Source organism: Streptomyces sp. TAA486, from assembly GCF_000426165.1.
In genome coordinates this window covers 17,875-29,677 of record NZ_KE384503.1, presented here as the reverse complement: position 1 = coordinate 29,677, position 11,803 = coordinate 17,875, and the positions used below count along the sequence as shown (strand labels likewise).

The 11,803-nt window shown below is 70.4% G+C and carries 10 protein-coding genes; 5 read left to right on the top strand and 5 right to left on the bottom strand.

What is annotated here, in order from left to right; translation table 11 throughout:
* Positions 1-195: 195 nt before the first annotated feature.
* Complete coding sequence (locus I004_RS0127920) at positions 196-561, top strand: MmcQ/YjbR family DNA-binding protein (protein WP_028438179.1); 366 nt, start codon at positions 196-198, stop codon at positions 559-561.
* Between the two features lie 125 nt (positions 562-686).
* On the opposite strand, the gene I004_RS0127915 is transcribed toward I004_RS0127920, so the two are convergent.
* Positions 687-1,517, bottom strand: coding sequence for an alpha/beta fold hydrolase (locus I004_RS0127915; RefSeq protein ID WP_028438178.1), 831 nt, complete (start codon positions 1,515-1,517; stop codon positions 687-689).
* The gene (locus I004_RS0127910) at positions 1,517-2,101 is read right to left on the bottom strand and encodes a TetR/AcrR family transcriptional regulator (RefSeq protein ID WP_028438177.1); all 585 of its coding nucleotides are present in this window, start codon (positions 2,099-2,101) and stop codon (positions 1,517-1,519) included. The genes I004_RS0127915 and I004_RS0127910 overlap by 1 nt, the downstream gene beginning before the upstream one ends.
* A gap of 174 nt (positions 2,102-2,275) precedes the next feature.
* Between I004_RS0127910 and I004_RS37785 the strand changes: the two genes are divergently transcribed.
* The gene (locus I004_RS37785; RefSeq protein WP_051345524.1) at positions 2,276-3,202 is read left to right on the top strand and encodes an alpha/beta fold hydrolase; all 927 of its coding nucleotides are present in this window, start codon (positions 2,276-2,278) and stop codon (positions 3,200-3,202) included.
* A 163-nt stretch (positions 3,203-3,365) separates the two neighbouring features.
* Complete coding sequence (locus I004_RS0127900) at positions 3,366-3,983, top strand: TOPRIM nucleotidyl transferase/hydrolase domain-containing protein (protein WP_028438176.1); 618 nt, start codon at positions 3,366-3,368, stop codon at positions 3,981-3,983.
* Positions 3,984-4,027: 44 nt separating this feature from the next.
* Here I004_RS0127900 and I004_RS0127895 read toward each other — a convergent pair whose 3' ends face one another.
* From I004_RS0127895 to I004_RS0127885, 3 genes are all read right to left on the bottom strand, one after another.
* Entirely contained in the window at positions 4,028-4,588 is a 561-nt protein-coding gene (locus tag I004_RS0127895; RefSeq protein ID WP_028438175.1) for a DinB family protein, read from the bottom strand.
* A 125-nt stretch (positions 4,589-4,713) separates the two neighbouring features.
* A complete protein-coding gene (locus I004_RS0127890) occupies positions 4,714-5,475 on the bottom strand; it encodes a S1 family serine peptidase (RefSeq protein ID WP_158677132.1) in 762 nt (253 codons plus the stop codon).
* A 476-nt stretch (positions 5,476-5,951) separates the two neighbouring features.
* Positions 5,952-6,767 carry an alpha/beta fold hydrolase gene (locus I004_RS0127885; protein WP_028438173.1) on the bottom strand — a complete coding sequence of 272 codons (816 nt, stop codon included), beginning with the start codon at positions 6,765-6,767 and terminating at the stop codon, positions 5,952-5,954.
* Between the two features lie 429 nt (positions 6,768-7,196).
* On the opposite strand from I004_RS0127885, the gene I004_RS0127880 reads away from it, so the two are divergent.
* Entirely contained in the window at positions 7,197-9,629 is a 2,433-nt protein-coding gene (locus tag I004_RS0127880; RefSeq protein WP_028438172.1) for a SpoIIE family protein phosphatase, read from the top strand.
* Between the two features lie 395 nt (positions 9,630-10,024).
* Positions 10,025-11,776 carry a SpoIIE family protein phosphatase gene (locus I004_RS0127875; RefSeq protein WP_051345523.1) on the top strand — a complete coding sequence of 584 codons (1,752 nt, stop codon included), beginning with the start codon at positions 10,025-10,027 and terminating at the stop codon, positions 11,774-11,776.
* Positions 11,777-11,803 lie beyond the last annotated feature (27 nt).

Below are 11,803 nucleotides of genomic sequence, written 5' to 3'. Positions count from 1 at the left end.
CGACCTCGCGGGGTGTGGGGAGCGGGCCCGAAGATTCTTTCAGGAGGAGCGCGTGCCATGGGGACGCCTGGATGAACAACCGTCGACGTCAGGACAGGCCGTCCGCGGGCGGGTGATGCGAGGCGGCGTCGGCGGATGACACGGCGAAGCTCGCTGTGAGGGAGCGGCGCCCTCGGGTCGCCATAGGTTGGTGCCATGCTCGACTCAGAGGACGTCCGCCGCATCGCGCTGTCATTCCCGGAGACAGTGGAGAAGGAGGCGTGGAACATGCCCACGTTCCGCGTCGCCGGCAAGATGTTCATCACGGTCCCCGATGACGAGACGTCGTTCGCCGTGCGTTGTCCCAGGCACGAGCGGGGCGAACTGATCGCGGCGGAGCCGGAGAAGTTCTGGGTTCCACCGCACGAAGCGGGTACGCCATGGGTGCGCGTGCGTATCGCTGCTCTGGATGACCGTGACGAAATGCGCGACATCCTTGCCGATTCGTGGAGGCAGGCTGCTCCGGTTCGTCTGCTGGACGCCTTCGACCCTGGTGCCGATGAAGGGCCGGACACGCGCTGAGCCGCAGCCTTCCCGGTACGCCCCGGTCAACCCGAGGCTCGGGGACGGCAGGCTGGCCCGTCTTCGGAGCGATTCCGTGCCTGCCGCCCGGCACGAGCAGGGTGTTCATGACGAAGGAACTCTGACTAGTTCCGGTCGAGCACGGCTATCAGCTGTTCGGCGAACTCCTGCGGATACTCGGTGCATCCGACGTGACCACCCGGGAATTCGTCCAGCTGCCGGTCCAGCAGTTCCGCCAGCCGGGAGGCCGGGCCGTGCAGTGGTTCCTGGGTACGGGACTCCCGCCCCACCGCGACCACCAGTTTGCGGGCGGCGGCGCGTAGCGCGGGGATGTCCGGTGCGGTCGCGGTGAACGGGCACAGCATGTGTTCCAGAAAGACCGGGAGATTGGCGTGCATCCGGGCAGCCATCTCCTGGATCGCGGGCGGCAGTTGCGTCGCCGTCCCGGTGGACCGGCCCCCAAGGCCCTCACTGAACCGGGCCATTGCCGGCCCGGGTCCGTGCGAACGGAAGGTCTCGCGCACTTCGGAGAAGAGAGCGCGGTGCGGGGCGGGATCGTCCAGGAGCTCCACCAGCGGCGGCTCGTGGGCGACCACCCGGCGCAGCCGCTCGGGGTGCCGGGCCAGCAGGTCGAGGGCGACGATCGCGCCCGAGCTGCTGCCGAAGACGCAGGCGTCCCTTCCTGGCGAGACCAGGGAGAGCAGCCGGTGTGCGTCGTCGCTCCAGACCTCCACCCGCTGGTCGGACAGCGGTTCTTCGAGGGAACTGCGAGAGAGTCCGCGCGGGTCGTACGACACCAGGGTGTAGTGGGCGGCGAGGTGCGGTGCCATGCCTTCGTACACGCCGGCGTCGGCCGCGCCGCCCGGGATGAGCAGCAACATGGGGCCGCTGCCGCGTCTTTCGTAGTGCAGGGTGGCGCCGGGCACCTCGAGTGCCCCGGTCGTGGGTGAGTGCATCATTCGCTCCGATCCGGCTGGGAGGGCCAGTTCTCCAGGAGCACGTGGAGAGCCTCGAGTGAGCGCCTCCAGGACTCCTGTACGGCACGGGGGTGTCCGAAGCCACCGCTGAGTTCCAGGTGGATGTAGCCGTGGAAGGTGCTGCGCAGGAGCCGGGCCGCGTCGGTCAGGTCGGGGTCGCTGAGGCCGTAGGCGCGGAGCATGCCGTACGTCAACTCGACGCTGCGCACGAGCCCCGCGGAGTCGGCGACCTCCTCGGGAGAGAACCCCATCTGGCTCACGATGTAGCGGCCGGGGTGGTCGAGCGCGTACTGCCGATAGGCGTCGGCGAAGGCGATGAGCGCGTCCTTGCCCGCCCGCCCTGCCACGGCGGTGCCGATGCGGTCGCTCATCTCGACGCCCGTCAGCAGGGCGATGCGCACGCGCAGGTCCCGCAGGCTCTTCACATGTGAGTAGAGGCTGGCGTCCCTGACGCCCAGGCGCCTCGCCAGTGCGGACACCGAGAGCCCGTCGGCCCCGACCTCGTCCGCGAACTCCGCGGCAGCCTCCGTCACTTTGGCCGCCGTCAGCCCTGCACGCACCATCTCGCACCTCCATCCCCGCGTCCACGATTCGAATTCATTACTAGGGGTCCTAGGTTTTAGGCTAGCTTACCTAGGAAGTGCTGCGCCGGCGTGAGCCGTGCAGGCGCGGCAGAAGTTGCAGGGGAGCCGCCCGGCGCGGCGTGGCCGAGCACCGGCCGAGACGAAGGAGAGTCCGTGTCGCAAGTACCGCACAAACTCATTGCCGGACCGGCAGGGGACATAGCCGTCGCGGACCACGGTGGTGACGGCCCGGACGTCGTGCTCTGTCACGGAGCGAACCGAACGCTTCTCGACTGGGAGCCGTTACGACCGCACCTGACGGGCATGCGGCTGGTCGCGTACGACCTCCGTGGCCACGGACGGTCCGACGTCCCGGCCGACGACGACTACGGCTGGTCCGCCCACCTCGCCGACCTGGACGCGGTCACCGATGCCCTCGCGCTGGACAACCCGCGCGTGATCGGGCACTCCCTCGGCGGCATGATCGCTCTGTGCCACGGCCGACGGCGGCCCGACTGCCCGGGTGTCGTCGACCTCGACGGCCTCGGTGGCGGCTGTCCGAAGCTGTACCCGGGCCTGGACGCCGAGGCCGTCGCAGAGCGGTGCGCCCGGCAACTCGCGGCACAGTCAGCGGCACTCGCACCGGACGTCCTCGATTCCGCGCAGGCCGAACTCGCCGTCGAGCGGGCCCGTCGGACAGCCGCCGTGTACGGCTTGGACGCGGCGCTGGAGGAAGCCGGCGCCCGGCGTTCGCTCCAGCCGCTGAAGGACGGGCTCCACAGGCGCAGGCCCGCGGCATCGGCCCAAGCCGCCTTGATGGAACCGCTCGAGGGCTGGAACGCCTTCACCGTCGCACGCGAAGTGGTCTGCCCCACGCTCCTCGTGCACGGTGGGCAGTCACCGGATCTGACCCGACTGCCCGAACAGCTCCGGGAGCTGAACGAGGCGCTGGTGGCGGGAGTGCGCAACGAGCTCGAAGCGCTGCGGAGGGACGCCCGTCCGGGCCTGCGCGTCACACAGGTGCCGGAGGCCGGACACATGCTGCATCTTCAGGCACCGAAGGAAGTAGGCGTTCTCGGACGGGAATTCCTCCTGCCGTAGGCCCGGCAGGCGGCACGGCCGCAACCACGCACGAGCGAAGCCGGTGACGTGCGCGGGGGGCGAGCGAGGACGGGCCCGAGGGGGCCCCGGGCGCACCGCCGACCATCGCCCCGCCGGCGGAAATTCCGTACCGCGGCGGACGGCAAGGACGGAGACTCGTCCCATGTCTGACATGGGGGCGTTCCGGGAGGCGGTCACCGCGTGGGCGGCCGGTGGCCCCGGCGACCCCGCGCGGGAGCTGGCCGCGCGAATGCCCGTCCGGACGGTAGTCCTGGTCGAGGGGCCGAGCGACGTCGCAGCGGTCAGCGCGCTCGCCGCGGGCCGCGGCCGGAACCTGGCCGCCGAAGGAGTCTGCGTCCTGCCGATGGGCGGGGCGATGAGCGTCGGGCGCTTCACGCGCCTCCTCGGGCCGTCCGGCCTGGGCCTTCGCCTCACGGGACTGTGCGACGAGGCGGAACGGCGCTACTACGTCCGCGGATTGGAGCAGGCCGGCGCGGCACAGCGAGGGTTCTTCGTCTGCGCGGCGGACCTGGAGGACGAACTCATCCGTGCCCTGGGACCTCCACGGGTGGAGGAGCTCGTCCGGGCGGAGGGCGACCTGCGCGCACTGCAGACCTTCCTGCGCCAGCCCGCACAGCGCGGCCGCACCGCGCAGCAGCAGCTGCGGCGTTTCCTCGGCACGAAGAAGGGGCGCAAGATCCGCTACGGACGCGTCCTCGCCGAGGCCCTCGAACCCGACCGCGCACCCGCCCCACTCGACGGACTGCTGACCAGCCTCTGACCGCCGCTGGGTGATGCGAGCAAGTCCCGCGGGCCGAGAGTGTGTTACTGCCCTACCCGGCCGTCGACGCATTCGCGCAGCAGATCAGCGTGCCCGCAGTGGCGGGCGTACTCCTCGACCCGGTGGACCCACAACTCCCGGGCAGCGGTGCCGTCCTGGCACACCCGCGCGCCCAGATCCGAGTGTTCGGCCAGCACCGCATCGGTTGCCGCCTGTTCGCGAGCAAGGTCGGCGAACGCGCCCTGAACCACTGCCTGTTCGGCAACGGCACCCTCGAAGTCGCCGTCACCCGCGCCGTACAGCTTCGGTGCCGGGTCGTCCGGGAGGAGCCAGTTGCGCCAGTCCCGTTCCACCTCGGCGAGGTGGCGGACCAGGCCCAGCAACGACATGGTCGACGGCGGCACCGACCGGCGGGCCAGCTGCTCCGGATCCAGCCCCTCGCACTTCATCTTCAGGGTCAGTCGATAGTCGCTGAGGAAGTCCTGCAGCGTCGCCAACTCGCCGTCAGGGCTGGCGCCTTCCTTGTTGCGCGGATCCTCGTCGGGGTCCGCCCACATGTCCGGGTAGACGTCGGCCTGGCTCCACCGCTCGGGTACGTCGCTCACCCTCTTGACGATGCTGAGCTGTGGCCCGCGGTGCAAGCGAGTATTCACACGTGCCGGCGCCCGGCGGACGGCCGCCGCCGGCCTTGCACACCGGGCGGCGGCCGTATGAGCGGTGTACGCGCGGATCAGGAGAGGCTCAGGCCGTACATGGAGAGGACTTCCGTGATGGGCTGGTAGAAGGTCGAACCGGCACTGGCCCCGACGATGAAGCCGAGGGCGGTGCCACCGGAGAAGGCGGGGCCGCCTTGGTCGCCCGGCTCCGAGTGGGCGGTTGACTGGAAGAGGCCGTAGACCGTGCCTTCCGGGTAGCTGATCGAGACGTTGACCGCCGTGACGGTGCCGCACTGGAAGCCGCTGACGCGTCCCACATGGCACATCGACCGGCCGACGGTGGGAGAGGCGGCGCGGGTGATGTCGACCGTGCCGCCGCTGCCGGTGTTGACCTCGCCCGGGCGGGAGACGTCGGGGTTGGTGTAGCGGATCAGCCCGTAGTCGTTGCCGGGGAAGGATGAGCCGGTCGTCGTGCCGACGACGACGGTCAAGGCGGGGTCGGCGTACCAAGTGGTCGCGCCCTCCACGCAGTGACCCGGGCTGATGGCGTAGTCGTTGGTTCCGTCGGTGGCGTTGAAGCTCACCGTGCACACGCGCCCCGCTGCGTAGACGGAGTCGCCGCCTCGGACGGTCACCTGCTGGGTCGCGGGGAGCCGGTTCTGCTGCGCGTCCGTGCTCGCCGCGACTGACGCGTCCGCGCTCGCCGTTGCGTGTGCTGCCTGTGCGGGCAGTGAACCGAGAAGCAGTACGGCGAGTAAGGCACCACCTGTGGCAAGGCGGCGGCGCGACACCGCACGCGGGGCTGCGTCCGGTCTTCGGGATCTTCGTGATCTCATCGTCGAGTCCTCCTGGATGGATGCGCTGCGGCTGAACTGCCCGCCACAGCTCGCGTGTTGAGCCCGTCATCGGACGGTCTGTCCGAGCGTGCCCATTGTGTGAGAACGGTGGCCTGGGCACCAGATGTCCCGTGACCGCGTGCTTCACCCGCTGTCTCCGAGCACGCTTGAGCGACCGGTCGGTACTCGACAGGCTTCTTGAGCGCGGGGCCGCACCGGCTTCAGGAGTGACGTCAGGGATTCAGCTGTGATGTCGGGGATTTCGCGGCGGTACGCGCCGCTCGCGCGGGTCCGGGCCGGGAGAGAGGGCCCGCCCGACGCGAGCACACTGGTCAAGACACAAGCCCGGCTTGACCCTTGGCGGGCTGCGTCTGCTGCGGCCTGCTGGGCCTGCCGCCCCTGCTCGGCCAGCAACGGCGACGACTACCCCAAGTCGCCCGGGCGCCGGGGAGCGCCCCCCGCGCCCGGAGAACCGCTCAGTGGTCGCGGACGAAATCCCCGATCAACTGGCTGATCCGAGCCGGTTGTTCCACGCTGCTCGAATGTCCGCACGCCTCGACGATCTCGAGGCGGGCACGGTCGATCCGTGCGGCGATGAGTTCGGCCTTGTGCACCGGGGTCGCCGCATCCTGTTGGCCCACTATGACGAGCGTCGGCGCGGTGACGGCGCCGAGCTCGCCCTCGATCGGCTCGCGGTCGGTGACACCGTGGATCGCCTTGGTCATTCCCGACCGCTTGGCCTTTGCCAGGCGCGCCACCCATTCGTCGACGACCGCCGCGAAGGCGGGGTCGGCCAGGGAGCTCGGCGCGAACATGATCGGCAGCACCTGCTTCTTGACCGGCTTGATGCCGATGAGCCGGTAGACGCGTGCGAGCAGGCGGTAGCGGGACACCTTGTCGGGGTCCTCGGGACCCGCGCTCGTGTCGAGCAGGGTGAGTGAGCGGAGCAGTTCGGGGCGGCGCGCGGCGATCCGCATGCCGACGAAACCTCCCATGGAGAGCCCGGCATAGTGCACGGCACCCACGTCCAGATGCTCGATGAGCGCGATGGCGTCGAGGCTGAGGGTGTCCATGTCGAACTTGCCCGCCGGTGCGTTCGACTCGCCCTGCCCCCGCCAGTCGACCGTCACACAACGGAACTCGTGCGCCAGCGCCTTCACCTGTGGCTCGAACATCCAGCCGCTGAACAGCAGACCGTGCCCGAAGACGATCGTCGGGGCGTCCGGCTTCTCCGGCGGGGCGCCGGTATCGGTGTAGTGGATCAGAGCGGCACCGCGGGTCAGGGTGGGCATGGCTTCTCCAAGCATCTGTTGCCGGATCACGAGCGGCGCTCGCTTCGTACGCGGGACGAGCGACTTCTCGGCGCAGGGTGCGCGCAACGTCTCAACGGAAAGCAGGTGTTGACAAGGGTGCGGCGGCGGTTCGCACTGGTCATCCATGAACGCGGGCAGGCGCGGCGCCGAGACGTCCCGACCCGGCTTGCGCTCTTGCCGTCGTCTCCGGGCAGTGCTCGGGCCTCGCAGTGAGTTCGGCCGGCGCGTACCGCTGCCCGCCCGCGGCAACCGGGTGACCCCGCGGCGTGCGACGGCGAGCACGCGAGGATCGCGCCCGGGGCCGATACTGGGTTCAGCATCGGAGGTGCTGCCATCGGGTCACGGTGAGGAGCCACTCTCGAGCGGTGCTCCCGCGTGGTCCCGCTGGGAAGGCACGAGGTGGTGGTGATGGACGCGTCGTTGTTCGGCGAGGGGCCGGAGGACCCATTCGCGGTGGGCCCCGCGGCCTCGCTCGTACTCGACGATCACGGAACGGTCGTGGGCTGGAGCGAGCGGGCCGAGGAGCTGCTCGGCTATTCGCCCGAAGAGGTGCTCGGCCGGCCGGCCGGTGACGTCCTGCTGGACCCCGGTGACCGCGATGCGGTCATGGAATCGGTGGCGGCATGCCGGGAGGACCGGGGACGGTTCGGCGTCGTGCCCGTGCGGCACCGCCGCGGGCACCGCGTGGAGCTGGGGTGCCGGGCCAGGGCTGTCGTCAGGCCGGATTCCAGCTGCGAGTGGATCCTCGTCGGCGCCCCGGCCGAAGACGTGGACCGCTGGGAGACGGAGCGCTCTCTCCTGTACGGGCTGTTCCGCAAGTGCCCGATCGGACTCGCGGTGTTCGCTCCGGACCTGAGCATCCTGCGGGTGAACCGGGCGATCGCGAAGTTCAGTGACTTCCCGGCGGAGGAACACAGCGGCCGGCGGGTGGGCGACTTCCTGCTGCCGCCGGATGCGGACGCGGTGGACGCGCAACTACGGGAGGTATTGGAGACGGGGAGGTCCTCGCTCTTCGCCGAGCAGCTCTGCCGGACCACTCTGGACCCGGCCCGGGAGATGATCGTGTCGGTCTCCGCCTTCCGGATGCAGGACCCTGCCGGGCGGGTCTTCGGGGTGGCGCAGATGGTCGAGGACGTGACCGACCGCTACCGGGCCCGTCATCGGCTGGCGCTGCTCAACGAGGCCAGCGGCCGCGTCGGCACCACCCTGAACGTGGCGAAGACCGCTCGCGAACTGGCCGAGGCGGTGGTGCCCGACCTGGCCGACTGCGCCTCCGTGGACCTGCTGCAGCCGGTGATCCGCGGCGACGAGCCGATGCCGGGGGCGTCCGGACCGGCGCGCAGGATGGCCGTGCACTGTGTTCCGCCGGAGATGTCGCAGGTCATGGTTCCCGTCGGCGACGTGACGTCCTTTCCCCCGGATTCTCCGCACTTCCGGTGCGTGATCGAGCAGCGTCCGATCCTCGAAACGCAACTGGACGGCCGCCATCCGTGGTCGTCCGGCGGCCCGGAGCCGGCCGAGCGCGCGATCGAGCTGGGCGTCCACTCCTTGATGGTGGTGCCGTTGGCCGCGCGCGGGATCGTGCTGGGCACCCTCGGCCTGTGGAGGTCGCGACGGCCGGCGCCGTTCGAGGAGGACGACCTCACGCTCGCGGAGGAGATCGCCTCCCGCGCCGCGCTGTGCATCGACAACGCGCGCCGCTACACCCAGCAGCACCAGGCGGCACTCACCCTCCAGCACAGCCTGCTGCCGCACGAAGTCCCCGGACACCCCGCGGCCGAGATCGCCCACCGCTACCGGCCGGCCGACCCGACCACCGGTGTCGGCGGCGACTGGTTCGACGTGATCCCGCTGTCCGGACTCCGCATCGCCCTCGTGGTCGGTGACGTGGTCGGACACGGCACCCACGCCGCGGCCACCATGGGACGGCTGCGCACCGCCGTGCACACGCTGGCCAACCTCGACCTCACTCCGGACGAGGTACTCGCCCACCTGGACGACCTCGTCGGGCGCCTGGCCTCGGAGCAGGAGAAGGACGACGCCTATTCACCGCAACTCATCGGCGCGACCTGCCTCTACGCGGTCTACGATCCGGTCTCCCGGATCTGCACCCTGGCCCGTGCGGGGCATCTGCCGCCCGCCGTCGTCACCCCGGACGGAGAGGTGAGCATCCCCGACGTTCCCGCGGGCCCGCCGCTCGGCCTGGGCGGGCTGCCGTACGAGACCACCGAGCTGGAACTGGACGACGGCAGCCTGCTGACCCTGTACACCGACGGCCTCCTCGAGGCCCGTCGGCGGGACCTCGACGACGGGTTGGCGCGTCTGCGCGGAGCGCTGTCCGGAGCCGGCCGCACGCTGGAGGAGACGTGCACCGCGGTGGAGGATGCGCTGCTGCCCGAACGGCCCGCCGACGACGTGGCGTTGCTCATCGCCCGCACCAGGGCCCTGACGGCGGAGAAGGTGGCCACCTGGGAGCTGCCCGCGGAGCCCACTGCGGCGGCGGAGGCGCGAACGCGGACGACACGTCAACTCGCCGAGTGGGGGCTGGAGGAGTTGAGCGTCACGACCGAGCTCATCGTCAGCGAGCTGGTCACCAACGCCTACCGCTACGCCGACGGGCCGATGACCCTGCGCCTCATCCGTGACCGCGACCTCATCTGCGAAGTCTCCGACACCAGCGGCACCTCCCCCCGCATGCGCCGGGCCCGGGGCACGGACGAGGGCGGCCGCGGACTCTTCCTCGTGGCTCAACTCGCCCAGCGATGGGGCACTCGCTACGTGCACGAGGGCAAGACCATCTGGGCCGAGCAGCCGCTGAACTCCTCCGCGTCGATGATGTAGCCGACCCGACGGCGAAGCGGTTCCCGAGCGGCTCGACGCCACAGGGTGTAGCCCGAGCCGCGGTCGGCTCCAACAGGACGCCGCCAGAAGGGAGTTGGGGCACTCCCCTCTCGGGGCGAAGGCCCCCTGGGACCTGGCGATGGAGCGGTCGACGGGAATCGAACCCGCGTTGTGAGCAGGGGAATCACCATGTCCGGCCCAGTGGCCGGGGGCGCCGACCAAGGCAAACGCGCCCATCGGCTCTCCGGCCAGGGACCTCAACGGGCGACCGTCGACCGCGGTTCACCGGCACTCCCGCGGCCGCCCCCGCGCGGTTCTCGGCAGACGGCCACGGGGTAGGTCCTGCATGCAATGATCCCAAGCGGGAAGCCAGAGTCGACCAGCTGAGGAGGGACATGAACACCGAACCCGGTACGGTTGCTCCGCCCGTGATCGGTTCCCAGGCACGGTCGGCTTCCCCGGTCGACGGAACGCTCGAAGATCTGCAGACCTCCGGCCTCGTGGTGGACCGCGACGGTCTCATCGTCGCCACCAACAGCGCAGCCAGGACCATACTGCGAAGACGTTCCGGCGAACTCATGGGCCAGGACGCTCACGACCTGCTGCACCGCGACAGCCATGGGCACCCCTTGCCCCGCACCCGCTGCCAGTTGAGGGAAGCACTGCTCACGGGGAACACCAGGCACAGCGACGCGGGATGGTTCGTCCGAGGAGACGGCACTCTTCTGCAGCTGGCCTGGCTGATCACTCCCTGCACCGTCGGCCACGGAGCACCTGGCGCTCTGGTCCTGTTGTACGAGCTGAAGCCGCGCGGCCCGCAACCGGACGAGGACGGGGCACGCGAACCGCTCACGGAACTCGAACGGCTGACCCTCCTGGCGGAGACGACAACACAGCTCACGTCGACCCTGGATGTCGACGAGGCTCTGCACCGGTTGGCGGCCCTGGCCGTGCCTCAGCTGGCGGACTGGGCCGTCGTCGACCTGCTCACCGAGAACGACGAGGTCCGGCGTTCTCTGGTCATGTCTCACGAGCAAGGGGTTCTGGTCGAGCGCCATGACCTGAAGGGGCCCATGCCGCCGGTGCCCGAGGAATCCCCGATGCCCCTGTCGCGGGCTCTGCGCGGCGCCTCATCCAGCCTCGCCGGCCCCTCCACATACCAGGGACCACCCGATTCGGGCATCGCGATCGAGCAGCGCCGCTTGTTCGCCGAGACGGCCATGCACTCCGCTGCCATCTCTCCCATACGCGGACTGCGCGACGTGCTCGGCGCCCTGACGCTGGGCCGCTCCCAGCGGGAAGACGCCTTCGCTCTCGGCGACCTGCCACTGCTGGAGGACATCACCAGGCGGGCAGGTCTGGCGCTGGACAACGCGCGGCTGTACCAGCGCCAGCGCACGGTCGCCGAGACGATGCAGCGCCACCTGCTGCCCCAACTGCCCAAGGTGCCCGGGCTGGAGATGACCGCCCGGTATCTGCCGGCTCCGCACGCGTCCTACGTCGGCGGGGACTGGTACGACGTCTTCGCCCTGGCCGACGGCGCCCACGCGCTGGCCATCGGCGACGTCGTCGGTCACGACCTCGATGCCGCCGCCGGCATGGCCCAGGTCCGCAACATGCTGCGGGCCTTCGCCTGGTCCCAGCAGGAGTCACCCAGCGATGTCGTCACGCGGCTGGACGATGCCATGATGCACATAGTCGAGGTGACCATGGCCACCATGCTCCTGGCCAAGATCAGCGTCGGGGGCGACGGGCTCTGGCAGCTGCACTGGACCAACGCCGGCCACCCACCACCATTGGTGATCACCCATGACGGCCAGGCCGAATACCTCAGCGATCCTCACGGCATCCTGCTCGGAACGGGCTTCACAGGGCCCCGGCCCGACGCGGTCACACTTCTGCCGGCCAGGGCCACACTCCTGCTGTACACCGACGGCCTGGTCGAATCCCCCCGCCACCCCATCGATCACGGACTGAACCAGCTGCGCCGGCACGCCGCCTCCCTCGCCCACCGGCCCCTGGACTCCTTCAGCGACGCCCTGCTGGACCGGGTCCGCCCCGACGACAACGACGACGACGTCGCCGTCCTGGCCCTGCGCACACCCGGACCCGCCCGACGTGAACCTGGCCACGCGCTGAGTCGTTGAGCCGACCGGCCCCGGCACGGTCCGCCG